Here is a 24,096-nt window from a genome sequence, read left to right on the forward strand (position 1 = left end):
GCCGGTGCGCACGCAGGAGTTGAGCCCTGCCCAGGTGGAGGCGGTGCGGAACCTGGCCCGGGACGTCGAGACCGACGACGGCGTGGCCGCCTTCGACGAGGACACCCTGCTCACGCTGACTCGCCCGGGCCGGACCCGGTACCTGATTCCCGGCGGCGCCGGCGCCGCACAGGACCGCGACGATGAGCCTGACGACGCGGACGGTGTGCTGGCAGGCTTCGCCCAGGTGAGTCAGAACTCGGCCGAGATCGCCGTTCATCCGCAGTTTCGCCGTCGGGGCTACGGGAGTGCGCTGGTGCGCACGGTCCTGGCCGACCACCCCATGGCGCGTCTCTGGGCCCACGGGAACCTCCCGGGCGCCAGGGCGACCGCGGCCGCGCACGAGCTAGTGGTGGTGCGCGAGCTCTGGCGGATGGGCCGTTCGTCGCCGCAGCCGGCGCAGATCGAGCCCGTGGTGGTGCCTGAGGACCTCCGGATCCGCACCTTCGAGGTCGGCGCCGATGAGGACGCCTGGCTGCACGTGAACGCCCGGGCGTTCGCCGACCACCCCGAACAGGGCCGCCTGGACCACGCCGACCTGCGGGCCCGGCAGCAGCAGGACTGGTTCGACCCGACCACCTTCTGGCTCGCCGAGGACGCCGGCAGCGGGGAACTGCTGGGCAGCATGTGGGTCAAGATCACCGACGACGGCGGTGCGCGCACCGGGGAAATCTACGCCCTCGGCGTCGATCCGGCCGCGCAGGGCCGCGGGGTGGGGACCGTGCTGACCGCGGTGGCGATGGACCACTTCGCCCGGACGGGCCCGGACCGACTCGAGTTGTACGTCGAGGGTGACAATGCCGCCGCCATCAGTACCTACCGGCGCGTGGGGTTCGAGCGGGACGCCCTTCACGTGCAATACACCGCGACGACCTCCCCAGACCGCGAGCGACCTGCCACGATAGGGCCATGAGCGAGTCCGTAGGCAGCCGTGAGGGTGCGGTGACCACCACCCTGGCACAAGCACCGGAGGCACCGCAGGTGCCGGTCTCGACCGACGGTGCCCCGGAGCACGCCGGCGGGGCCGAAGTCGAACTGCCCCCGGACCGGTTCGCCGACCGGGAACTGAGTTGGCTGCAGTTCAACGAGCGGGTGCTGGAACTGGCCGAGGACCCAGATATTCCGCTGCTGGAGCGGGTCCGGTTCCTGGCGATCTTCGCCTCCAACCTCGATGAGTTCTTCATGGTGCGGGTGGCTGGACTGAAACGGCGGATGGCCACCGGGATGGCCGTCACCGCCGCCTCCGGTCTGCTGCCCAGGCAGGTGCTGGAGATGATCTCGGCCAGGGCCCATGAACTCACCGCCCGCCATGCCGCCCTGTTCGCCGACGTCCTGCGCCCGGCGCTGGATGAGCATGGCATCACCTCGGTGCGTTTCGAGGAACTGCACGAGGCCGAGCAGGAGCGGCTGCACAAGTACTTCCGCAAGAACATCTTCCCGGTGCTGACCCCCCTGGCGGTGGACCCGGCCCATCCCTTCCCCTACATCTCCGGTCTGTCGCTGAACCTGGCCGTGATCGTGCGCAACCCGGCCACCGGCAAGGAACACTTCGCCCGCGTCAAGGTGCCACCCTTGCTGCCCCGCTTCATCGCAGTGGACCACCGGGGCCGCCCGCACCGGGTGCAGGATGCCCCGGACGATCATGGCGTGACCTCGCTGGTCCCGATCGAGGAGGTGATCTCCTCCTTCCTCTACTACCTCTTCCCCGGGATGGACGTGATGGAGCACCACGCCTTCCGGGTCACCCGCAACGAGGACCTGGAGGTGGAGGAGGACGACGCGGAGAACCTGCTCAAGGCGCTGGAGAAGGAGTTGTTGCGCCGCCGCTTCGGTCCGCCGGTGCGGCTTGAACTGGCCGCCGGGTTCGCCCCGCGGCTGCGGGAGATGCTGATCCGGGAGTTGTCGGTCTCGGAGTCCGACGTCTACGACGTTCCCGCCCCGCTGGACCTGACCGGGATGAACCTGGTGGCGGACCTGGACCGGCCCGAACTGAGCTACCCCAAGCATGTGGCCACCACCGCCCGTGGGCTGGCCGAGGTGGAGTCGGCCAACCCGACCGACTTCTTCGAGGCGATCCGCAACCGCGACATCCTGCTGCACCACCCCTACGACTCCTTCTCCACCTCCGTGCAGCAATTCCTGTCCCAGGCCGCCGCCGACCCGAACGTCCTGGCCATCAAGCAGACCTTGTACCGCACCTCCGGGGACTCCCCGATCGTGGACTCCCTCATCGACGCCGCCGAGGCGGGCAAGCAGGTGCTGGCGATCGTGGAGATCAAGGCTCGGTTCGATGAGCAGGCCAACATCTCCTGGGCGCGGAAGTTGGAGCAGGCCGGGGTGCACGTGGTGTACGGCATCGTGGGCCTGAAGACGCACTGCAAACTCTCCCTGGTGGTGCGCCAGGAGGCCGACGGCCTGCGCCGGTACTGCCACGTGGGCACCGGCAACTACAACCCCAAGACCGCCCGGCACTATGAGGACCACGGGTTGCTCACCTGCAGCAGCGACGTGGGCCAGGACCTGACGCGGCTGTTCAACCAGCTGTCCGGGTACGCACCCAAGTCCAAGTTCCATCGGCTGCTGGTGGCCCCCCGCTCCATCCGCGCCGGCCTGCTGGAGCGGATCGAACGGGAGATCGCCAACAAGAAGGCCGGCAAGCCGGCCTGGATCCGGTTCAAGATGAACTCCATCGTGGATGAGGCCTCGATCGATGCGCTCTACCGGGCCTCGGCGGCCGGGGTGCCGGTGGACCTGGTGGTGCGTGGCATCTGCGGGCTCAAGGCCGGGGTGCCGGGGATGAGCGAGAACATCCGGGTCCGGTCCATCCTGGGCCGCTTCCTGGAACACTCCCGCATCTATGCTTTCGCCAATGACGGCGACCCCGAGGTCTACATCGGCAGTGCCGATCTGATGCACCGCAACCTGGACCGACGGGTGGAGGTGTTGGTCCGGGTGGTCGATCCCGGTCAGGTCAACGACCTGGTCTCGTTGCTGGACCTCTCCGTCGACGACGGCACCGCCTCGTGGTGGCTGGAGACCGGCGAGCAGGGCGAGCCGCACTGGCGGCGGGTCCACCAGGACGAGCACGACGAACCGTTGCTGGACCTGCAGGAGCATCTCATGGCGATCCGCCGTCGCACCGGCTCGGACCGCTGATCAGGTGGGCAAGAAGCGCGAGCGCGTCTACGCCGGCGGCGCTCTGGTGTGGCGGGTGAAGAAGCGCAGCCTGCAGGTGCTGCTGATCCATCGGCCCCGGTATGACGACTGGTCCTGGCCCAAGGGCAAGGTGGACGTGGGGGAGTGCCTGCCCGCGTGCGCGGCGCGGGAGGTGGCGGAGGAGACCGGGTACCACGTGGAACTCGGGTTGCCTCTGCCGGTGGTGCAGTACCCGTTGAACTCCACCAAGACCAAGGTGTGCGTGTACTGGGCGGCCCGGGTGATCGACGGCAATCGTGGGGCCGTGCGGGCGCGCGGCCGGATCGAGCCCGCCGAGGGTGAGGTGGACGAGGCCCGCTGGGTGGACGCCGCCAAGGCCTGGAAGAAGCTCACCCGCAAGGCCGACCGGGAGCCGTTGGGTGCCCTGATCGATCTGCATGAGGATGGTTTCCTGGACACCTGGACGGTGCTGATCGCCCGGCACGGGCGCGCCAAAAAGCGCTCGGCCTGGCAGAAGGGTGAGGACACCAGGCCGTTGACCAAACCCGGACATGCCCAGGCGCGGGCACTGGTGCCGTTGCTGGCCGCCTACGGTGCCGAGGAGATCATCACCAGCCCGTGGGCACGCTGCCACGACACCGTGGTGCCGTACTCGCAGGCCTCCGGCATCGAGTTGTTCCTGGCGCCGCAGATCACCGAGCACGCCGCGAAGGAGGACCCACGCAGCGTCCGTGAACTGGTGGCGGAGTTGCTCGGCCGCAGGGATGCCCCGGTGCTGATCTGCACTCACCGCCCGGTGATGCCGGCGATCCTGGACGCGGTGGAACGCAAGAGCCCGCACCGGGTGCTGCGGGTGCTGCCCGAGGCCGATCCCTACCTGCGCACCGGGGAGGTGCTGGTGCTGCATCTGGCCAGGCCGGGCAAGCGCAAGGTCCGGGTGGTCTCGATGGAAATGCACCGCCCCGCCAGCGCCAACGCCTGACCGGTCACCGCGCCCGGCCGCTCCCGCGCCTGACTTTGCGGCCGCACTACGACGGCCGGGGCCACGTGGTCGACATCACACGCATTGCGACGGTACGTTCATCCTGCGTTCACCTCCGCGGCCCCGGTCCGTCACCGGGGCTGCCTAGCGTCACGTCTGTGCCGCGCGGAGATCCGTGCGGAGACCTCGATCAGAACGGGACCAACGTGAAGGCTGGACTGAGCCGCCGAGTGGCGGGCATCGCCTCGATCGGTGCGATGGCACTGGTACTCGCCGCCTGTGGGGGCGACAACGGCACGGACGACACCGGCACCGACACCGGCGCCGGCAACGACATGGAACTGTCCGGCAGTATTGCCGGCGCCGGCGCGAGCTCGCAGGAGAACGCGATGGTGGGTTGGCAAGCCGGTTTCACCGAACTCACCGGAGTGGACGTCAACTACGACTCGGTGGGGTCGGGCACGGGGCGGGAGCAGTTCCTGAACGGAGCCACCCTGTTCGCCGGTTCCGACGCGATGTTCTCCCAGGAGGAGATCGACGCCGGTGCGGAACGCTGTTTCGGTGGTGACGTGATCGAACTGCCGCTGTACATCAGCCCGATCGCGGTCATCTATAACCTGCCCGGCGTGGAAGCCGAGCACCTCAACCTCGACGCGGACACCATCGCCGGGCTCTTCAACGGCGATATCACCAACTGGTCCGACGCGGCCATCGCTGAGGCCAACCCCGATGTGGACCTGCCCGACCTGGACGTCATCCCGGTGAACCGTTCGGACGACTCCGGCACCACGGACAACTTCACCGATTATCTGTCCAAAGCTGCCCCGGACGTCTGGCAGCACGAGCCGGACGGCGTCTGGCCCATCGACGGCACCCAGTCCGGTGCCCAGACCCAGGGCGTGATCGACGTGGTCAGCGGAGCCGAGGGCGCGATCGGCTACGCCGACGCCTCGCGTGCCGGTGACCTGGGCACCGTGGCCGTGGGTGTGGGCGATGAGTACGTGCCGTTCTCCCCGGAGGCCGCTGCCCAGGTGGTCGCCAACTCTCCGGCGGCCGAGACCGCCAACGAGTGGCGCTTGACCGTGGACCTGGCGCGCGACACCGATGAGTCCGGTTCCTACCCGATCGTCCAGATCGCCTACTCCAGCCTGTGCTCGGTGTACGACAGCGAGCAGGACGCGGCGAACGTGGCCGAGTTCTTCCGGTATGTCGCCAGCGAGGACGGCCAGAACCGGGCCTCGGATCCCGGCGTGGCCGGCTCGGCTCCGATCTCTCCGGAGATGCGTGAGCGGGTCGAGGAAATCCTCGACCAGATCTCGGTAGCCTGATCATTTGCCCAGGTTGACAGCGCACAGGTTGGTGCCGCAGGTTTGCTGCGGCACCAACCTGCCTGCGCGTAGTGGCATCCCGGTGTGCCGTAAGGAGCGTTCGTGAGCACCCCCACCAAGCCGCGACGGACGGGCGCCAACGACCGCGAGCTCGCGGTACGACCGGGCAGGGCACCGGGCCGGCTCGGCAACCGGATCTTCGCCGGGATCTCCACCGGCGCCGGTGTCGCGATCCTGGTGATCCTCGCGGCCGTCGCGGCGTTCCTCCTCTGGCGGTCCTGGCCGGCGCTGATCGCCAGCCAGGCGGACTACGACACCGTCAACATCATGCGCGGGCGCAGCCTCGCCGGCTATGTCGCACCGTTGCTGTTCGGCACCGTCCTGTCATCGGTGATCGCGCTGCTGATCGCGGTGCCGCTGAGCATCGGCATCGCCCTGTTCATCTCCCACTACGCCCCCCGCCGCCTCGCCCAGGGCCTGGGGTACCTGGTGGACCTGCTGGCCGCGGTGCCGTCGATCATCTTCGGGCTCTGGGGTATCCAGTTCCTGCAGCCGGTGCTGCATCCACTGTTCGACTGGCTCACGAGCAACCTGGGCTGGATCCCGCTGTTCGCCGACTATCAGGCACCGGCGCGCAACATCATGACCGGCGGCATCGTGCTGGCGGTGATGATCCTGCCGATCATCACCGCGACCATCCGGGAGGTCTTCCTGCAGACACCCCGGTTGCACGAGGAGGCCTCCCTCGCCCTGGGTGCCACGCGTTGGGAAATGATCCGTCAGGCGGTGCTGCCGTTCGGACGCTCGGGCATTATCTCTGCCGCCATGCTCGGGCTGGGCCGGGCCTTGGGCGAGACGATGGCCATCCTGATGGTCATCTCACCAGGGTTCATGATCAACTTCTATCTGCTGCAGCCGGGCCAGCACCAGTCGATCGCCGCGAACATCGCCAGCCAATTCCCCGAGGCCTCCGGGTTGGGTGTGGACGTGCTGATCGCGTCCGGTCTGATGCTCTTCGTGCTCACCTTCGGGGTGAACATGGCGGCCCGCGCCGTGATCGCCCGCCGCGCCGAGTTCTCCGGAGCGAACTGATCATGACCACGACTGCGCAGGCGAGTGGCGCCGTGGGCTCCCGCAGGCTCCCTGGATGGGCGCCCTGGGCCGTGCTGGGGGCCAGCCTGGTGGCCTCCCTCGGTGTGGGGATGCTCGGCGAGACCGGCCCGAGTGTCGCCGGGGTACTGCTGGTCGGGACCTTGATCTTCGTCGTCGCCCTCACCGCGACGTCCCTGATCGTGGAAGGTGAGCGGTACGCGAAGGACCGCCTGGCCACCACGTTGGTGACCGTGGCCTTTCTGCTCGCGCTGGTTCCGCTGGTCTCGGTGGTGTGGACGGTGCTGGCCAACGGCATCGGCGCGCTGTCGGCGGAGTTCTTCACCACCGACATGGTCGGGGTCTTCGGTCAAGACAGCGGCGGCGGCATCTACCACGCCATGATCGGCACCCTGTACGTCACCGGCATCGCCGCGGCCATCTCGATCCCGTTGGGAATCTTCACCGCGATCTACCTGGTCGAGTACGGCGGTGGGCGGATCAAGCGCGCCATCACCTTGCTGGTGGACGTCATGACCGGAATCCCCTCGATCGTGGCGGGGCTGTTCGCCTACTCCCTGTTCCTGCTGATCCTCGGGCCCGCCTACCGCTCGGCGCTGGTCGGCGGGATCGCCCTTGCGGTGCTGATGACCCCGGTGGTGGTGCGTTCGGTGGAGGAGATGCTGCGGTTGGTGCCCAACGAACTGCGCGAGGCTGCCTACGCGCTCGGGGTGCCGAAGTGGCTCACCATCGTCAAGGTCGTGTTGCGCACCGCGGTGGCCGGGATCACGACCGGTGTGATGATCGCGATCGCCCGGGTCACCGGGGAGACTGCCCCGCTGCTGATCACCGTCGGGCTGGCCAACAACGTCAACTACGACGCGTTCGACGGACGGATCGCCACCCTCCCGGTGTATGTCTACCGCCAGTACGCCCAGGGCGGGGCCAGCGTGGATCGTGCCTGGGGCGCGGCGCTGACGCTGATCGCCATCGTGATGCTGCTGAACCTGATCGCCAGGCTGGTCAGCCGCTACTTCTCCCCGAGGGGCATCTCATGACCCGCCCCGTTCCCACTCGCGCACGCATGTTCCAGCAGGAGGTATGAGCGGTGTCCAAGCGCATCGATGTCACTGACCTGAACGTCTTCTACGGTGACTTCAAGGCCGTGGAGGACGTCACGATGGCGATCGAGGCCCGATCGGTGACCGCACTGATCGGGCCCTCCGGCTGTGGCAAGTCCACCTTCCTCCGCACCATGAACCGGATGCACGAGGTGATTCCCGGGGCCTACGTCACCGGGAGGGCCGTCATGGACGGCCAGGACCTGTACGCACCGGGGATGGACCCGGTGGTGGTACGCCGCCAGGTCGGCATGGTGTTCCAGCGGCCCAACCCCTTCCCTACGATGTCCATCTACGACAACGTGCTGGCCGGGGTGAAACTGAACAACCGGCGGATGAAGAAGTCCGACGCCGACGACCTTGCCGAGTCGGCGCTGACCGGGGCGAACCTGTGGAACGAGGTCAAGGACCGTCTCGACCGGCCCGGGTCATCCCTGTCCGGTGGCCAGCAGCAGCGCCTGTGCATCGCCCGGGCGATCGCCGTCCAACCGGAGGTGCTCCTGATGGATGAGCCGTGCTCGGCGCTGGACCCGATCTCCACCCTGGCCATCGAGGACCTGATCCACGAGTTGAAGAACGACTACACGATCGTGATCGTGACCCACAACATGCAGCAGGCCGCCCGGGTCTCGGACCGCACCGGCTTCTTCAACATCGCCGGAACCGGCAAGCCGGGCCGGCTGATCGAGATGGATGACACCGCCACGATGTTCTCCGCCCCCTCGGTCCAGGCCACCGAGGACTACATCTCCGGTCGGTTCGGCTGAGCACGAGGCCTCCTGCGCCCACCGTCGGTCCTCGCCCGGGGAACCTACCGCCCGCTGTCCTGGAAGCCGCCGGTGGTGGTGCCCTCGGGGAGGTAGGCCACGCACCAGACGTCCCGCCCGCCGGTGTTCTGCCAGCTCTCCTGCGTCGGCCGGAACCAGTCCAGACGCAACTGTGAGTCGGCGTAGTCGATCCCGATGAACTCGGTGAAGGCCTCCAGACACCCGGGTTCGGCGACGTCGTCGATCGCCTCCTGGCCGGGGAAGGTCTCGAAGTCCACCTCGAAGGTACCCACGAACTGGGCGCTGTGCTCCTGCTCGCAGTCCACCACCTCCACGCCCGCACGCGGGGCCTCCTGGAGCTGGTCCCATTGGGCGCATGCGCCCACCTGCACCGATTCGGTGCTGCATCCGGCCAGCGCTCCCGCCAGCAGGGCCACCGTCGCCAGGGCCGGCACCAGTGGCGTGCGGCGGGCGCGCATCAGGACTCCTTGAGGTAGATCGACTCCACGATGTTGGCCACCTTCTCGAAGTGGTCGGCGGCGGCTTCCAGGGAGTCGACCACCGTACGGATCTTGATCAGGTGCACCACCCCGGCCGGGCTGTCCAGGTACTGCGGGTCGGTGAACAGGTCCGCGGTGAGCCCGCGGTAGATCCGGTCGGCTTGGTTCTCCAGCCTGTTCACCTCGATCCAGTACGCCTCCAGCCCGTTCATCTTCCGCAACTGGGGCATCGCCGCAGCGGTCAGTTCCGCGGCCCGCTGCAGCGTGGCGACCTGATCGGTCACCGCCTCGGGCAGTTCGCCGATGCGGTAGAGCACCACTGCGTCGGTGGCCTCCTCCATGGAGTCCATGCAGTCGTCCATCGAGGATGTGAGGTCATACAGGTCGTCCCGGTCGAACGGGGTGGCCGAGGAGCGGTTCAGGTGCCGGATGATGGCGTGGGTGGACTCATCCGCCAGGTGCTCCACGTCGCGCATCCGGTTGGCCAGTGCCGGACGCTCAGCCGGTTCGGAGCCGATCAACTGGGCGAGGATGTCCGCACCGGTGACCAGGTGGTCGCCCAACTCGGTGAGCAGGTCGAAGTAGACCCTGCGGGGGGTCAGGGTGAGTCGCACTCATCTTTTCCGATCTGTACAGGTCTTCGCCCAGCAGCGTAGGCCAGAGATGCACATCCCAGGCAGGGGTCGCACCCGGAGGTGAGGTTGATGACACCGGGCCGCCCAGCGCCTGACGGCGCGAAGGCCGCTCGTAGCGGCTGATGTTGGAGCCCGGGGCTAGCGCGACCCGGCGTCGCATCCAGTGTAAAGGCACCTGCCGGGTGCGCACGACGGCGGAATCCGAGCCGGTGTGCGCCGCACCTGACATCGGGTCATGCCGGGCACCCGTGTTCACCCCCTCCGGGGTATGCCGGTAGCGTTCGCCCCAGGAGCCGCGGTCTCCTGCCCGGCAGCAGCCACACCGGAGAGAGGGGGGTGAGCGCACGTGCTGAGCAAGTCCTTCCGCGCCGTGGTCACCGCCACCGCTTCGGCCGGGGTGGGGCTGACGGCATTCGGGGACCGGCCGCTGCTGATCACCACGGTGGCCGGGATGGGCGCCATCTACGCACTCGGCTGGCCGGGACTGCTCGGACTGCCCGCCCGTCAGGGCACCTCGGTGCTGTTGCTGGCCACGGTGGCCGCAGGGGTGTCGCTGCAATGGCTCACCGGTGACCTGGCCTATGCCGCCCTCGGGTTCGGGATCGTCGTCGTGGCCGCCTTCGTCCTGCAACTGCTGCGCCGCGACGGCCGCCCCCGGTTGGTGGAGTCCGTCGCCGGGGCGGTCACGGGTGCGGCCGTGCTGACCTCCGGCGTGGGGTGGCTGGCGGTGGGCACCGGTCCGACGTCGGTTGGGCTGCTGCTGGTAGGGGCGGTGACCCTGGCGGCTGCGGCGATCGTCACCGCGATCCCGCTGCCGGCCACCTGGGGGTGGCTGGTCACCACTGCGGTCGCGGCAGGGGTGGGCCTGGGGGTGGGAACCGTGATCATCGCGGTGGGCCCGGTCACCGGGGTGCTGGTCGGCCTCGTGGCCGGCGTTCTGAGTGCGGCCGTGCATCACCTGCTGGGTCAGTTCCCCGCGTCGGTGCGGGCGTGGCCGGCGTTATCGGCGGCCGTGCTCCCGGTGTTGGTCTGCGGTGCGCCGGTGTACGTGCTGGGACGCATCCTGCTCCTGCTGTGAGGGCGCGATAGCATCGCAGGTGTGGCATTCCAACTTCCTGACGACCTGGCCCCGGAGGCGTACCCGCTCGCCTGGCTGATCGGCCGCTGGCGCGGTCCCGGCTTCGTGGCCTACCCCGACATCCCCCAGCGCGGGATTCTCGTCGACGTGGAGTTCGGTCACGACGGCGGCCCGTACCTGACCTACCGCTCCACCACCCACCTGCTGGAGAGCCCGCTGGAGTCCCTGGAGGGGGACATCGACGTCGCGGCGCTGCAGGCCGGGCAGGTCTGGAGCGCCGAATCCGGCTACTGGCGGGTTGCTCCGACCGACGCAGGCACCGCCGGCGGAGGGAACGGAACGCCCGACGGCGGCGCCCCGGCGCACGCGCTGGAGGTGCTGCTGGCCGAACCCAGCGGGCACGTGAACGTCTACCTGGGCCAGGTCCAGGGGCCCCGGGTGGAATTGAGCACCGACCTGATCGCCCGCACCTCGACCGGCGCCGACATCGCGGCCGCGGCCCGGATGTACGGCCTGGTGCGGGGGGAACTCATGTGGGCGACCGACCTTGCCGCGTTCGGCCACGAGTTGCAGTCCTACTCCTCGGGCCGGCTGCAACGACACGAGTGAAGGAGAGCGCGATGAGTGCCAGTGCGTTGATGAGCAGGCAGGGCGCCGTAGCCGCTGCGGACCCGGATGAGGGTGTAGCCGCGCACTACGGCGAGCCCATGCACGAACAGCGCGCCCTCGAGCAGGGCCGGGCCGTAGTGGACCTGTCCCACCGGGGTGTGGTCACCGTGACCGGTGCCGACCGGCTCACCTGGCTGCACTCGATCACCTCCCAGCACCTCAACGCCCTGGAGCCGGGGGTGAGCACCGAGATGCTGGTGCTGGACCCCCACGGCCGGGTCGAGCACGCCGCCGCCGTCATCGACGACGGCGCCACGACGTGGCTGATCACCGAGTCCGGCACCGCAGCAGGACTGGTGGCGTACCTGGAGTCGATGAAGTTCGCGATGCGGGTGGAGGTCGGAACTCGCACCGACCTGGCCGTGCTCGGCACCAGCGCGCACGGGCCCACCATCGACGGTGCGCTGATCCAGTGGCGCGACCCGTGGCCGGTGACCGCCCCGGGATCGACGCGCTACGGGCCGGACGATCACGAGCACCCCGGCGCCCAGTGGCAGGGGACGTTGTGGCTGGTGCAGCGCGAGGATCTGCCGGCCGCGGCGAGCGCGGCCGAGGGGGCAGGTGCGCGCCTGGCCGGAGTGTGGGCCTGGGAGGCATTGCGGGTGGCCACCTGGCGGCCACGGCACGCCCGGGAGTGCGATGAGCGCACGATCCCGCACGAGTTGGACTGGCTCCGCACCGCCGTGCACCTGGAGAAGGGGTGTTACCGGGGCCAAGAGACGATCGCCCGGGTGTTCACCATGGGCCGGCCCCCGCGCCGGCTGACGATGCTGCACCTGGATGGCTCCGAGCACATCACCCCCGACCCGGGTGCCACGATCATGCACGGTGAGCGCGAGGTCGGCAGGGTCACAAGCGTGGTCCGCCACCACGAACTGGGTCCGGTGGCCCTGGCGGTGCTGAAGCGGTCGGTGGATCCGGAGGCCACGCTGAGCGTGGAGGGTCTCGCCGCCGGGCAGGAGACGATTGTGACCCCGGAAGGTTTCGGCACCGGGCGACCACCTCCCCAGGACAGGCCGCGACCGAACCCGGCGCTGCGTCGTCGTCCCTGATCGAGTGGGCCGTGAAGCGACGGGCGTGGGGCCGGTCCGAACCGGACCCCGGGGGGACACCCCCGGTGCCCTCGGTGGAACGCCCCACACTGCGCCAGGTCCGGGTCTCGGCACTGGCCCGGGCCCGTCGCGGGCTGCGGCGCACCCGTAGCGACTTGTGGCCGATCCTGACCGCAGCGGCAGCCGCGGGTGTCGCCTACGCCATCGCGTTGTACGGGCTCGGGCACCGCTACCCGCTCTTCGCCGCCATCGCGGCGTGGATCAGCCTGGGGTTCAGCCACGACCGCCGCCCCCGCAAGGTCGCTGAACTCGCCTTCGGCGTGGCGATCGGGGTGTTCTTCGGGGAGGCCTTCTCCGCCCTGTTCGGGTCCGGGCCGATCCAGATCGGTGTGGTGCTGGTACTGGCCGTGCTCGTGGCGCGGCTGATCGATGCCGGGCAGATGCTGGCGATCCAGGCCGGGGTGCAGTCGGTGGTGGTGGTGGCCCTTCCGGGCTACCTGTTCGGGGTCACCGGGGCCATGGACCGGTGGTTGGACGCGGTGGTCGGTGGCGCGGTGGCCCTGGCGGTGGCGGCGCTGCTGCCGATCGATGTGCGCAAGCAGGTGCGCTCGCTGGCCAGGGCGGCGCTGCTGGAGGTTTCCCGGACACTGGGCGGGGTGGCGCGGGGCCTGGCCGCCCAGGATCCCACCGCGGTGGGTGATGCCCTCGTGCAGGCCAGGGGTTCCCAGGCGGTGCTGGATGAGTGGCATGAGGTGGTACGCGGCTCCTTGGCCGCTACCCGGTTCACCCCGCCGTGGCTGCGGCACGATGACGAGATGACGCGGCTGGACCGGGCCGCGATGCTGTGTGACCGGGCGATGCGCAACACCCGGGTGCTGACCAGGCGGGCCAGCGCGGTCGCGATGGATCCCGACGACGGTGCGCTGCTCGCCGATCTGCTGGAACAGACCTCCGCCGCCGCCGAGGCGTTGGGCACCGAACTGGGCAATAACGACGACCCCGCGAAGGTGCGCCCGCAACTGGTGCGGATCGCCGGACAGTTGGACCCGCAGGCCTTCTCCGGCTGGCGGGCCCAGACCGAGGTGGCGCTGCTGCGCTCCCTGCTGGTGGATCTGCTGGGGATCACCGGCTGGACCGGGGAGGAGTCGCGGGCGGCACTGGCCGAGCCCGGTTCACTCGGGGAGTGAGGCCACCTGCCCGGATATCGGTACCGCGGCCGGTACGCCGCGGCTAGGGTGTACAGCATGGACGTCCCCGTCAGTACATTCCGGTCCCAACTCAAGCACTGGATCGAGCGCGTGGGGGCGGGCGAAGAACTCATCATCACCGAACGAGGGGTGCCGGTGGCCCGGCTCACCGGCGTCGATGGAGCGGACCTGATCGCCTCCCTGGAACGCGATGGCCTGTTGTCCGCCCCTGAGACGGACCGGCCCAGCGCACCCGCGGTGGAGGGCAAGCACTCCTCCGTCTCGGAGTTGGTTCGCCGGTTGCGACGATGAGCCTGGTCTACTTCGACTCCAGTGCGCTGCTGGCGCTGGTGCACCACGAGACCACCTCGGTCCTGGTGCGCGCTCTGTGGGACCGGGCCGACGCGGTCTTCGCCTCCCGGCTGGCCGACGCCGAGGTGCGTGCGGTGCTGCGCGCCGGGGAGCGCAGTGGCAGGGTGAGCAAGGAAGTAGCGGGGCAGGCGCTGGAGCGCTGGCACCGGATGTGGCCCGCGCTGCGCAAGATCGAGGTCACCGCGGCGATCGCCGAACGGGCGGCGGACCTGGCCGAGGAGCACGGGCTTCGTGCCGGGGACGGAATTCAGATGGCCTCGGTGGAGTTGCTCGCCCCGGCCAACCCGATCGTGGCCCTCACCGACGCCCGCCTCGCGGGCGTGGCCACCGCCTTGGGCCTGCGCGTGCTCCCGCAACCGTAATCCTCGACGGAGGTGGGCCCGGCTCCGCCTGCGCGTGGGCTGATCGCGTGGGCTGAACTAGAGTCATGGGGTGATCGTCGTCGGCACCATTCAGAACTATCTGTTCCTCGCGCTGTCCCTGGTGGTGGTGGGCATGTGCGCACTCGCGCTGTTCGATGCGCTGCGACGCCCCGGGGAGGCATTCAGCTACGCGGAGAAGCGCACCAAAGGCTTCTGGGCCGGCATCCTGGCCCTCGCCCTGCTGTTGGCCTTCCTCGGCATCCCGCCGCCACTGGGCCGTTCGGGCCTGATCATCTTCCTGGTACTGGCGGCGGTGCCGGCCGGGATCTATCTGGCCGATGTGCGCCCGGCGGTTCGTCACTACCGGGACAACCGTGGCGGTGGAGGATCGCCTTGGTGAATCCGGGTCAGCCCCACACCGTCGTTCCCGCCCCGTCCGTGCCGCACCCGATCAACCCGGGCGCGCCCCTGGCCTGGGTGGTGCGCGGCGACCTCACCGAATCGGTGCACACCGGCCATCTGAGCACCCTGCACGCCGACGGCAGCACCGGCCTGAGCGTGGGCGCGCCGGCGCAGACCATGTTCCCGCGCTCGTCGGTGAAGCCGGTGCAGGCGCTCGTGGCGCTGCGTACCGGGGTGGTGCTGGAACCGGAACAGATCGCCCTGGCATGCGCCTCCCACAGCGGGGAGGCGGCACACCTGGAGGTGGTCCGAGCGATCCTGGCCGGCGCCGGGTTGAGCGAGGCCGATCTGGGCAACACCCCGGATCCGCCGTTGTCGGCCCAGGCGGCGCGCGCCTGGCGCGAGGCGGGCCATGAGCCATCCTCGCTCACCCAGAACTGCTCGGGCAAGCACGCGGTGATGCTGGCGACCTGCGTGCACAACGGCTGGCCCACCGACACCTACCTCGACCCGGCGCACCCGCTACAGCAGGCGGTCGTGGCCACGATCGCCGAACTGACCGGCGTCGAGGTGGGCCACCTGGCCGTCGACGGGTGCGGAGCGCCATTGCCCTCGACCACCACCGAGGGGCTCGCCCGGGCCTTCGCGACCCTGGCCACCGCGCCACCGGAGTCACCGGAGGGTCGTGTCGCCGCCGCCATGCGGGCACACCCGCATCTGGTCGGGGGACAGGGCCGGGACGTCACCGAGGCGATGCGGCAGGTGCCCGGTCTGATCGCCAAGGACGGCGCCGAGGGTGTCTACGCCGCCGCCCTGCCCGATGGGCGCGCCCTGGCCTTCAAGATCGCCGACGGCGGCTCCCGGCCCCGCCCTGCGGTGCTCGCGGCGGCGCTGGGTGTTCTGGGCGAGCAAACGCCCGCCGAGGGGTGGAGCTGGGCGCAGGTGGCGGTGCTGGGCCACGGCCGGCCGGTGGGGCAGGTGGTCCCCGCCTTCGGGTCCACCGGCGGGGGGAACTGAGCGGTGCGAGCCGTCCTGCAACGAGTCAGTTCCGCTGCGGTGGAGGTGGAGGGGCAGGTGGTCGGGCAGATCGGTACCGGCCTGCTCGCCCTGATCGGGGTGACCCACACCGACACCGCGGCGGACGCGCAGTTCATCGCCCGCAAGATCGCCGACCTGCGGATTCTGCGCGGTGAGACCTCCCTGACCGAGAACCCCGACGCCGGGGTGCTGGTGATCAGCCAGTTCACGCTGTACGGGCAGGCCCGCAAGGGCCGCCGGCCCACCTGGTCCGAGGCGGCGCCGGGTGAGGTGGCAGAGCCCTTGGTGGGCGCCGTGATCGAGGACCTGCGCGGGCGCGGCCTGACCACCCGGACCGGGGTATTCGGCGCGGACATGGCCGTGTCGCTGGTCAACGACGGCCCGGTCACGCTGGTGCTGGAGAGCTGACCGGCCCGGTCCGGGCCGACCCGCCGATCACGCCGCTGGCGAACACGGGCAGGAAACCCCTGTGCCCACGGTTAGCATCAATGTATCTGCCACGACCAGTCTTGCCCTGGTCCCGGCCCTTGGGAGCTGTACATGTTCGAAAGATTCACCGACCGAGCCCGTCGCGTCGTCGTCCTCGCCCAAGAAGAGGCGCGGATGCTGAACCACAACTACATCGGTACCGAGCACATCCTGCTCGGTCTCATCCACGAGGGTGAGGGTGTCGCCGCCAAGGCCCTGGAGTCGCTGAGCATCTCCCTGGAGGCCGTGCGTCAGCAGGTGCAGGAGATCATCGGGGAGGGCCAGCAGGCTCCCTCGGGGCACATCCCCTTCACCCCGCGCGCCAAGAAGGTGCTGGAGCTCTCCCTGCGTGAGGCCCTGCAACTCGGACACAACTACATCGGCACCGAGCACATCCTGCTCGGCCTCATCCGTGAGGGCGAGGGCGTGGCCGCCCAGGTGCTGACCAAGCTCGGCGCGGACCTGAACCGGGTCCGGCAACAGGTGATCCAGTTGCTCTCGGGATACCAGGGCAAGGAAGCCGTCTCCACCGGTGGGCCCAGCGAGGGCACCCCGTCCGGTTCGGCCGTCCTGGACCAGTTCGGCCGGAACCTCACCCAGGCCGCCCGCGACTCCAAGCTCGACCCGGTGATCGGGCGGGGCAAGGAGATCGAGCGGGTGATGCAGGTGCTCTCTCGCCGCACCAAGAACAACCCCGTGCTGATCGGTGAGCCCGGCGTCGGAAAGACCGCCGTGGTGGAGGGCCTGGCCCAGGACATCGTGCGCGGCGACGTGCCCGAGACCCTGAAGGACAAGCAGCTCTACACCCTTGACCTGGGTGCGCTGGTGGCCGGCAGCCGTTACCGCGGGGACTTCGAGGAACGCCTGAAGAAGGTGCTGAAGGAGATCCGTACCCGCGGCGACATCATCCTGTTCATCGACGAGATCCACACCCTGGTCGGCGCCGGTGCGGCGGAGGGCGCGATCGACGCCGCCTCCATCCTCAAGCCGATGCTGGCCCGCGGTGAACTGCAGACAATCGGGGCCACCACCCTGGAGGAGTACCGCAAGCACATCGAGAAGGACGCCGCGCTGGAGCGCCGCTTCCAGCCGATCCAGGTCGATGAGCCCACCCTGGCGCACGCGATCGAGATCCTCAAGGGTCTGCGCGACCGGTACGAGGCACACCACCGGGTCACCATCACCGACCCGGCCCTGGTCTCCGCCGTGCAACTGGCCGACCGGTACGTCAACGACCGGTTCCTGCCGGACAAGGCGATCGACCTGATCGATGAGGCCGGCGCCCGGTTGCGGATCCGCCGGATGACCGCCCCGCCGGAACTGAAGGAGCTCGACGACCAGATCGCCGAGGCACGCCGCAGCAAGGAGTCGGCGATCGACGATCAGGACTTCGAGCGCGCCGCCCGGCTGCGCGATGAGGAGAAGAACCTCACCGCCACCCGCGCGGACAAGGAGAAGGCCTGGAAGTCCGGCGACCTGGACACCGTGGCCGAGGTGGACGAGGAGCTCATCGCCGAGGTGCTGGCGATGTCCACCGGTATCCCGGTGTTCAAGCTCACCGAGGAGGAGTCCTCGCGCCTGCTGAACATGGAGGCCGAACTGCACAAGCGGATCGTGGGCCAGGACGCCGCCGTGAAGGCGCTGTCCCAGGCGATCCGGCGCACCCGAGCCGGACTGAAGGACCCCAAGCGTCCGGGTGGTTCGTTCATCTTCGCCGGCCCCACCGGTGTGGGGAAGACCGAACTGGCCAAGGCGCTCGCGGAGTTCCTGTTCGGTGATGACGACGCGCTCATCCAGTTGGACATGAGCGAGTTCTCCGAGAAGCACACCGTCTCGCGCCTGTTCGGTTCTCCGCCCGGGTACGTCGGTTACGAAGAGGGTGGACAGTTGACCGAGAAGGTGCGGCGCAAGCCGTTCTCCGTGGTCCTCTTCGATGAGGTGGAGAAGGCCCACGCGGACATCTTCAACTCGCTGCTGCAGATCCTCGAGGACGGCCGATTGACCGACTCCCAGGGCCGCATGGTGGACTTCAAGAACACCGTGATCATCATGACCACCAACCTGGGTACCCGTGATATCGCCAAGGGCCTGCTCACCGGCTTCCAGGCCGGAGGGGATCTGTCCACCAACTACGAGCGGATGAAGATCAAGGTCAACGACGAACTCAAGCAGCACTTCCGTCCTGAGTTCCTCAACCGCGTCGACGACGTGATCGTCTTCCCCCAGCTCTCCCGCGAGGAGATCCACCAGATCGTGGACCACATGGTCGGTGCGCTGGCCACTCGCTTGGCGGACAAGGACATGACGATCGAACTCAGCCCCGCTGCCAAGGAACTGCTGGCCGATCGTGGCTACGACCCGGTGCTCGGTGCCCGGCCGCTGCGCCGCGCGGTGCAGCGCGAGATCGAGGACCAACTCTCCGAGAAGATCCTCTACGGTGAACTCACCGCGGGCCAGAAGGTCTACGTGGACGCCACCGGAGAGGGGCTGCTCGCCGAGTTCACGTTCACCGGTGTGGACGGCGACGAGCCCGCCAAGGAACTCGAGGCCGCAGAGCCGGTCGCCGCGGCGGTGGGCGCCGGTTCGCCCAACAGCAACGCTGAGGACGCCCCCGCCGACGAGGACTGAGCCCCGCCCGCCCCTGGGCCACAACCGGCGAACGCCCCGTGCACCCCGTGCACGGGGCGTTCGCGTGCCCCACCCGCGGCACCCCGCACCCCCAATCCCGCTGAGACCGGTCGGGGCGCTGAGACCGGTCACGCGATCGATCGGCCGCACGGGCGACCGACCGGCCTCACCTGCGCCGCAGCCGCCCTTCCGTGGTACCGAGCGCCGGTCCGGCGGCTGCCGGCCGGATGGTGAGATGGCCGCGCTGCCGCTGGAACGATGCCGAGGGGCTGGTTAGCGTGCCTGATGTGAGGGATTCGCACGGCGCTGCCACCTCGGCTGCCCCCGGTTTGCCGGTCGAGGTCGACCCGCCGACCCCCGAGGTGGACCTGGTGATCGTGGGCGGAGGGCCGCGGGCCGTGGCCACCGTGGCCCGCCTGGCCGCGCGGTTGCGCCCGGACGAGCCGTTCGGCGCTCCCGCGCCCCCCGGTGATCCGGCGCTGCGGGTCGCGATCATCGACGCGGTCCAGGTGGGCGCCGGCGCCACCTGGCGGACCGACCAGCACCCGCTGCTGCTGAACAACACCTACAGCGCCCAGACCACCGCGCACGCCGACGCCAGCACCGACCAGGACGGCCCGTTGGTGCCGGGGCCGGACCTGGTGCAGTGGGCGGCCGCCTGCTCGCACGCCCCGACGCAGCGCTACCTCGGTATCGGCCCGGAGCGACCGGCATGGCTCGGCGCCGAACTCGCCGCATTGCGCCCGGAGTCCTACCCGACCCGGCGGCTGCAGGGGGTCTACTACCGCGACCAGCTCGCCGAGGCCGCCCGCCGCGGGGGAATCGAGGTGTGGCACATCGAGGGCACCGCGACCGACATCGCCGCGGCCGGCACCGGGCTGGCCACGCGCGCCCACGAAACGGCTGACCCCACCGGCAACGGCACAGTGGAAAGGCGCCGCCTCGTCCGGCTCGCTGGCGCCCACCGGGTGGCCGTCGATGGACCCCGCGGACACCGCGCCCAGCACCCCGAGCCGGTCGCCGCGATCAGCGCCCCCATGGTGGTCCTTGCCCAGGGCATGATCCAGGCCGAGCCGTCGGATCAGACCCGCGCCCGCACCGACCGGGCGCGCAAGCGGCGCCTGCTCTACATGCCCCCGGGGATGCCATCTGAGCGGGACTGGACCGAGGTGCCCGGCGACGGCCAGGACGTGCTGGTGGCGGGCATGGGTGCGAACTTCTTCGACGTCATCGGGATCCTCACCGCAGGCCGCGGGGGCCGCTTCACGCTGGCGGACACCGGCGCACAGGTTGATGCCGCCGGGTTCGCCGCCGTTGACGGCGGTGCAGGTGGCGCTGCTGCCGGCGCACCGCTGCACTACGAGCCCTCCGGCGCGGAACCGCGGCTGCTGGTGGGATCTCGGCGCGGTCTGCCCTACCGGGGCAAGGGGGCCTACCCAACCGGGATGCCCCCGCCGTGGCGGCCCCGGATCGCCACCGCCGGGGCCCTCGCGGACGCGTGCCGGGGCGGCGTTGCGGACCTGCGCGCCCTGGTCTGGCCGCTGTTGGCCGCCGAGTTCGCCGCCGCGCACCTGATCACCTTGGCTGCCCACCACCGCCACGCCGTGGTCGAGGGGGTGGACGAGGCCGCGATCGTCGCCGCGCTCAGCCGCGGCGCTAATCCCACCGCCGTCGTCGCCGATCTGGTTACCGCACCCGGTTACGCCCTGGACCTGGACCGGCTGGACCGGCCCGCTCCGGTGTCGGGCCCGCAGCAGTGGGACGACTGGGTGCGCACGTGGTTGGACCAGGAACAGGCCTCGATCGCCAACCCGCTCACCTCCCCGCGCAACGCGGTGAACCGGGCGATGGCTACCTTGCGAGTCCTCCTCGGGCGCCATGTGGCCGCCGGGGCACTGGACGGGCGCGCCCGGCTGGTCCAGTACGAGGACTGGTTCGTGCCGTTGGGCCTGACCCTGGCATCCGGCCCGCCGCCGCGGCGTACCGCTCAGCTCCTGGCCCTGGTGCGCGCCGGAGTGGTGCAACTCCTGGGGGAGGGCCTGGTCATCGATCCCGACGACGACGGCTTCCGGGCCCGCACGCGCGTTCACCCCGGGGGGGTGGTCGCCCGGGCGCTCCTGGAGACCCGGATGTCCCGGGGACAGTTGCCGGGCACATCCGACCCGCTGCTGTCCGCGTTGATGGGCAGCGCCCGAGCCCGGCTGCACCGGGTACCGGACGCCAGCAGTGCCGGTGGATGGGCGGCGACCACCTCCGTGGATGTCACCCCTGAGGGGTTCGCACTGATCGATGCCGCGGGCCGGGCGGATCCGGACGTGCTGGTGTTGGGGATCCCGGCCGAGGCGGTCCAGCCGGGCTCGGCTATCGGGGCGACCCCCGGGGTCCCCTCGCCGCTCCTGGCGGGCGCGGACCGGGTGGCCGCCCGGGCGCTGGAGCGGATCGCCGTCCCGGTCTGAGGAGGGCGGAACGGCGCGCTCAGCGTACTCCCCGGCGCAGGCGCAGCAGCGGCAGTCCGGCGGCAGCGACGATGATCGCCACACCCACCCAGTTCAGCGCCGAGATCGCCTCGCCGAACAGTGCCGCGCCCAGCAGCAGGGCCACCACCACCTCCCAGTAGGAGGCCCTGGACAACTCGGCGGTGCGCAGATGCTTACCGGCCAGCACCAGCAGGCCCAGGGCCAGCAGGCCGCAAACGGCGAAGAACGTCAGGGCCCAGGCCCAGTTCGCCGGGGTCATCGCGCTCAGGTCCGGGCGGGTGAGGGCCACCAAGGCCCCGGTGGCCAGGGTGCCGAAGGTGAAGTTCCAGAAGCTCCGCACGTCAGCCGGCATGTCGGTGCGGAACCGGTAGCACAAGAGCGCGGCTCCGTACAGCACGCCGGAGGCCACCCCGAGCAGGATCCCGAGCAGGTGGCTCTGCGAGGAGGTGGTCGGACCCTCGATCAACCCGGCCACCAGCATCATGCCGGTGAATGCAGCCGCCAGCGTCAACGTCTCGGCGCGGGTGGGGGACTCCTTCAGGATCACCCTGGCCAGGACGGTTGCGAGCACCGGGCCCAGATAGAGCAGCGCAACGGCCAGGGCCAGGTCGGTCAGCACCGTGGCCGAGAGCATCAGCGCGAAGGACAGGCCGAGGAAGGCCCCGCCCAGCACGACCGCGGGCGACAACCTGGTCTGCCGCAGCAGGTGCCGGCGTCCGGTGATACTGAGCAGCACCAGGATGCCCAGGGCGCCCACCAGCATCCGGCCCATGGTCAGTGCCTCACCCATCACCGCACCCGGAGGGCTGGACAATCGCCCGAAAACCCCGGCGGTACCCATTGCGGTGGTCGAGACGAAGATCGCGATCAGGCCCAGCGCACGGTTCGGACGGCGCGAGGCAGCGGGCGGGCGCGGAGGCGGCGTAGCAGGAGTGACCGCGGCCGGGACGGAACGGGCCGGTGTATCGATGAACGTTGCCAAGGAACTCCTCGGGACGGGCGCAGGCACGCCAAGCGGTCGGGTGGTTCCCCGCTCTGTCATCGGACCTGAGAGATTTCGCGGGCACACACCCGCCTGCACCATCGGTGAACCCCGCAGGGTTACTTTTCAGAGGAGCCTGGCCGGCGGCGGTCTGGGTGCCTGAGAGATTCCCGGGGAGGTTGCTCCGTCGGCGCCCGCTCGTGCGGGCTCTCCCGCCACGGCTGAAGTGGCATGTTCAGTTCTGCCTCGATTATGCCACGCGCCGCGCTTTTCCGATGTGGCCCGCCTCACTCCTGTCGCACGGAACCGCACTGACACGACCGGCGGCGGCGCCGGCGCCTGCGCGACCGGGGATCCGCTTCGGAACTGTCCCGCCTCGCGGTGCCCGCGTGAGGAGTGGCTCAGGTGGACACCCTCAACGGCGGGGGAGTACGTGCGCGGCAATCTCGCAGTCATAGTGCTGCGAGGCGGTCATCTCGCCACGGAACCACAACAACACCAGGGTGCCGGGATCGCCGGGCGCCACGATCGGGCGCAGATTGTCCACCGAGGAGTCCTGCGTCACCGGGGTCCAGGACCAGGTGGCGCCGCCGTCAGCGGTACGGCCGTGGAAGATCTCGTGGTGGGCCAACTCGGACCCGTCGCGCGGGTCGATGTGGGTCGAGGCGTAGACCGAGTCCGCGTCGTAGGGGTCGATCGCGATCAGGCCGGTGTAGTCCTCCTCGCGGGCGAACAGCGCACGCCCGGCCTTGGCGACCTGGAACACGCCCCAGGTTCCGTCGTCGTTGGTGCGCCCGTAGAAGAAGCGGTGATCGGCGAAGTTGGAGTTCTCCGGCTCGTCGTTGGCGCGGGCGGTGAAGGTGGCCACCACGGTGCCCTCGATGCGGCGGATGTCGGTCGTCCACCCCCGCGTCATCCGCTCCCCGTCCCAGACCGAGTCGGCGGCGAAGACCGTGGTCAGGTTCGCCTGGTCCGGGGCCCGTCCGGACAGCGCGTGGGGGTCGACGACGGTGCCATCGGAGGCGTGCAGCGCACCTGCGCTCAGGTACCCGTGGTAGATCGAGTTGTTGTAGTCACGCGGGTGGTGGTCGGTGGTGAGTACGTCGATCCGGTCGGTGCCGGCGTAGCGGCAGTATCCGTTGACGTAACCGACCTTGGGCCGGTCGAAGAGTTTGCCGGCGAAGGTCCAGGTGTCGCCCTCGTCATCGGAGACCAGGGCACAGGCGTCGTCGTTGATCGCCCGTGCGAAGCAGTACAGGCGCCCGTCCAGTTCGTGCAGGTTGGAGTAGGTGACGCCGCGGCCCCCGGTCAGTTCGGTCCAGTCGAAGGTCTGCTCCGGGCCCCAGGTGGTCGGGTCCCCCGGCTCGCTGACGCGCCACCGGGTGTAGTTGTCGCTCTTGTGCTTGGCGTAGACCGCCAGCCAGCGACCGTCGCGCCGGCGCCACAGGCCGGGGACGTTGTGGTCATCGGCCTCCAGGTTCTCGTGCAGCACCACGATCGTGGACGCTCCCGTGCTCAGGTCGGTGACGGTCAGTTCCACGTTCCCGGCTCGGGTCGCGCCATCCTCACCCTCGGGCGCCGCCACCGAACCGACCACCAGAACATTGGACTCGGGATCCACCAGGGCACGTTCGTCCTGATACCAGCACCAGGCGCCGTTGCGGTTCAGGACCCACGGGTCAGCGTCGAACACCGGATCAGCCGCCATCGGGCCACCACTCTCTCGAAAGCTTCGGGAATTTCTCCGATACATGGCGACCGTAG

At 69.8% G+C, this 24,096-nt stretch carries 22 protein-coding genes and 1 riboswitch; of the genes, 18 read left to right on the forward strand and 4 right to left on the reverse strand.

From position 1 onward, the window contains the following. Positions 1–4 precede the first annotated feature (4 nt). The 7 genes from mshD (at position 5) to pstB (ending at position 8,482) form a co-directional block, all read left to right on the forward strand. The gene (mshD, locus tag ACO0LU_RS04695) at positions 5–952 is read left to right on the forward strand and encodes a mycothiol synthase (protein WP_424790269.1); all 948 of its coding nucleotides are present in this window, start codon (positions 5–7) and stop codon (positions 950–952) included. Then, positions 949–3,195 carry an RNA degradosome polyphosphate kinase gene (locus ACO0LU_RS04700; RefSeq protein ID WP_424790270.1) on the forward strand — a complete coding sequence of 749 codons (2,247 nt, stop codon included), beginning with the start codon at positions 949–951 and terminating at the stop codon, positions 3,193–3,195. Before mshD ends, ACO0LU_RS04700 begins: the two co-directional genes overlap by 4 nt. A gap of 4 nt (positions 3,196–3,199) precedes the next feature. Further along, positions 3,200–4,177: an NUDIX hydrolase gene (locus ACO0LU_RS04705; RefSeq protein ID WP_424790271.1), complete on the forward strand. Its 978-nt coding sequence runs from the start codon at positions 3,200–3,202 to the stop codon at positions 4,175–4,177. A 206-nt stretch (positions 4,178–4,383) separates the two neighbouring features. Beyond that, positions 4,384–5,505: a phosphate ABC transporter substrate-binding protein PstS gene (gene pstS / locus ACO0LU_RS04710; RefSeq protein WP_424790272.1), complete on the forward strand. Its 1,122-nt coding sequence runs from the start codon at positions 4,384–4,386 to the stop codon at positions 5,503–5,505. Positions 5,506–5,607: 102 nt separating this feature from the next. Then, complete coding sequence (pstC, locus tag ACO0LU_RS04715) at positions 5,608–6,597, forward strand: phosphate ABC transporter permease subunit PstC (RefSeq protein WP_424790273.1); 990 nt, start codon at positions 5,608–5,610, stop codon at positions 6,595–6,597. A gap of 2 nt (positions 6,598–6,599) precedes the next feature. Next, positions 6,600–7,652 (forward strand): phosphate ABC transporter permease PstA, encoded by a 1,053-nt coding sequence (gene pstA, locus ACO0LU_RS04720; protein WP_424790274.1) that lies wholly within the window; start codon positions 6,600–6,602, stop codon positions 7,650–7,652. Between the two features lie 50 nt (positions 7,653–7,702). Then, entirely contained in the window at positions 7,703–8,482 is a 780-nt protein-coding gene (gene pstB, locus ACO0LU_RS04725; RefSeq protein ID WP_424790275.1) for a phosphate ABC transporter ATP-binding protein PstB, read from the forward strand. Positions 8,483–8,526: 44 nt separating this feature from the next. On the opposite strand, the gene ACO0LU_RS04730 is transcribed toward pstB, so the two are convergent. Then, the gene (locus ACO0LU_RS04730) at positions 8,527–8,961 is read right to left on the reverse strand and encodes a septum formation family protein (protein WP_424790276.1); all 435 of its coding nucleotides are present in this window, start codon (positions 8,959–8,961) and stop codon (positions 8,527–8,529) included. Then, positions 8,961–9,596 carry a DUF47 domain-containing protein gene (locus ACO0LU_RS04735; RefSeq protein WP_424790277.1) on the reverse strand — a complete coding sequence of 212 codons (636 nt, stop codon included), beginning with the start codon at positions 9,594–9,596 and terminating at the stop codon, positions 8,961–8,963. Before ACO0LU_RS04735 ends, ACO0LU_RS04730 begins: the two co-directional genes overlap by 1 nt. A gap of 367 nt (positions 9,597–9,963) precedes the next feature. Here ACO0LU_RS04735 and ACO0LU_RS04740 point away from each other — a divergent pair, with 367 nt between their 5' ends. The 11 genes from ACO0LU_RS04740 (at position 9,964) to ACO0LU_RS04790 (ending at position 21,329) form a co-directional block, all read left to right on the forward strand. Further along, a complete protein-coding gene (locus ACO0LU_RS04740) occupies positions 9,964–10,695 on the forward strand; it encodes a hypothetical protein (protein WP_424790278.1) in 732 nt (243 codons plus the stop codon). Between the two features lie 21 nt (positions 10,696–10,716). After that, positions 10,717–11,304, forward strand: a complete 588-nt coding sequence (locus ACO0LU_RS04745; protein WP_424790279.1) for an FABP family protein — start codon at positions 10,717–10,719, stop codon at positions 11,302–11,304. A gap of 11 nt (positions 11,305–11,315) precedes the next feature. After that, positions 11,316–12,416 carry a YgfZ/GcvT domain-containing protein gene (locus tag ACO0LU_RS04750; protein ID WP_424790280.1) on the forward strand — a complete coding sequence of 367 codons (1,101 nt, stop codon included), beginning with the start codon at positions 11,316–11,318 and terminating at the stop codon, positions 12,414–12,416. 74 nt (positions 12,417–12,490) lie between these two features. After that, complete coding sequence (locus ACO0LU_RS04755) at positions 12,491–13,603, forward strand: FUSC family protein (RefSeq protein ID WP_424790281.1); 1,113 nt, start codon at positions 12,491–12,493, stop codon at positions 13,601–13,603. A gap of 57 nt (positions 13,604–13,660) precedes the next feature. Continuing rightward, on the forward strand, positions 13,661–13,915 hold the full coding sequence (locus tag ACO0LU_RS04760; protein ID WP_424790282.1) for a type II toxin-antitoxin system Phd/YefM family antitoxin: 255 nt from the start codon (positions 13,661–13,663) through the stop codon (positions 13,913–13,915). Continuing rightward, complete coding sequence (locus tag ACO0LU_RS04765) at positions 13,912–14,337, forward strand: type II toxin-antitoxin system VapC family toxin (RefSeq protein WP_424790283.1); 426 nt, start codon at positions 13,912–13,914, stop codon at positions 14,335–14,337. Before ACO0LU_RS04760 ends, ACO0LU_RS04765 begins: the two co-directional genes overlap by 4 nt. Positions 14,338–14,407: 70 nt before the next feature. Then, positions 14,408–14,737: a DUF2516 family protein gene (locus tag ACO0LU_RS04770; protein WP_424790284.1), complete on the forward strand. Its 330-nt coding sequence runs from the start codon at positions 14,408–14,410 to the stop codon at positions 14,735–14,737. Further along, entirely contained in the window at positions 14,734–15,756 is a 1,023-nt protein-coding gene (locus ACO0LU_RS04775) for an asparaginase (protein ID WP_424790285.1), read from the forward strand. The genes ACO0LU_RS04770 and ACO0LU_RS04775 overlap by 4 nt, the downstream gene beginning before the upstream one ends. A gap of 3 nt (positions 15,757–15,759) precedes the next feature. Then, on the forward strand, positions 15,760–16,185 hold the full coding sequence (gene dtd / locus ACO0LU_RS04780) for a D-aminoacyl-tRNA deacylase (protein ID WP_424790286.1): 426 nt from the start codon (positions 15,760–15,762) through the stop codon (positions 16,183–16,185). 132 nt (positions 16,186–16,317) lie between these two features. Then, positions 16,318–18,873 carry an ATP-dependent Clp protease ATP-binding subunit gene (locus ACO0LU_RS04785; RefSeq protein ID WP_424790287.1) on the forward strand — a complete coding sequence of 852 codons (2,556 nt, stop codon included), beginning with the start codon at positions 16,318–16,320 and terminating at the stop codon, positions 18,871–18,873. A 287-nt stretch (positions 18,874–19,160) separates the two neighbouring features. After that, positions 19,161–21,329, forward strand: coding sequence for an FAD/NAD(P)-binding protein (locus ACO0LU_RS04790; protein ID WP_424790288.1), 2,169 nt, complete (start codon positions 19,161–19,163; stop codon positions 21,327–21,329). A 19-nt stretch (positions 21,330–21,348) separates the two neighbouring features. Here the strand turns inward: ACO0LU_RS04790 and ACO0LU_RS04795 are convergent, their stop codons facing one another. Both ACO0LU_RS04795 and ACO0LU_RS04800 read right to left on the reverse strand, forming a co-directional pair. Further along, positions 21,349–22,332 carry a DMT family transporter gene (locus ACO0LU_RS04795; RefSeq protein ID WP_424790289.1) on the reverse strand — a complete coding sequence of 328 codons (984 nt, stop codon included), beginning with the start codon at positions 22,330–22,332 and terminating at the stop codon, positions 21,349–21,351. 137 nt (positions 22,333–22,469) lie between these two features. Continuing rightward, positions 22,470–22,557, reverse strand: a riboswitch (glycine riboswitch). A 190-nt stretch (positions 22,558–22,747) separates the two neighbouring features. Further along, the gene (locus tag ACO0LU_RS04800; RefSeq protein ID WP_424790290.1) at positions 22,748–24,040 is read right to left on the reverse strand and encodes a BNR-4 repeat-containing protein; all 1,293 of its coding nucleotides are present in this window, start codon (positions 24,038–24,040) and stop codon (positions 22,748–22,750) included. Positions 24,041–24,096 lie beyond the last annotated feature (56 nt).

Origin of the sequence: Pseudactinotalea sp. Z1748, from assembly GCF_049725185.1 — a bacterium.
Lineage (GTDB): Bacteria > Actinomycetota > Actinomycetes > Actinomycetales > Beutenbergiaceae > CALKWS01.

Bases quoted from the DNA above. Each gene is read 5' to 3' on its own strand.
- ACO0LU_RS04700 (WP_424790270.1), top strand. From the start codon at position 949: ATGAGCGAGTCCGTAGGCAGCCGTGAGGGTGCGGTGACCACCACCCTG.
- pstA (WP_424790274.1), top strand. From the start codon at position 6,600: ATGACCACGACTGCGCAGGCGAGTGGCGCCGTGGGCTCCCGCAGGCTC.
- ACO0LU_RS04730 (WP_424790276.1), bottom strand. From the start codon at position 8,961: ATGCGCGCCCGCCGCACGCCACTGGTGCCGGCCCTGGCGACGGTGGCC.
- ACO0LU_RS04750 (WP_424790280.1), top strand. From the start codon at position 11,316: ATGAGTGCCAGTGCGTTGATGAGCAGGCAGGGCGCCGTAGCCGCTGCG.
- ACO0LU_RS04760 (WP_424790282.1), top strand. From the start codon at position 13,661: ATGGACGTCCCCGTCAGTACATTCCGGTCCCAACTCAAGCACTGGATC.
- ACO0LU_RS04765 (WP_424790283.1), top strand. From the start codon at position 13,912: ATGAGCCTGGTCTACTTCGACTCCAGTGCGCTGCTGGCGCTGGTGCAC.
- ACO0LU_RS04785 (WP_424790287.1), top strand. From the start codon at position 16,318: ATGTTCGAAAGATTCACCGACCGAGCCCGTCGCGTCGTCGTCCTCGCC.
- ACO0LU_RS04800 (WP_424790290.1), bottom strand. From the start codon at position 24,040: ATGGCGGCTGATCCGGTGTTCGACGCTGACCCGTGGGTCCTGAACCGC.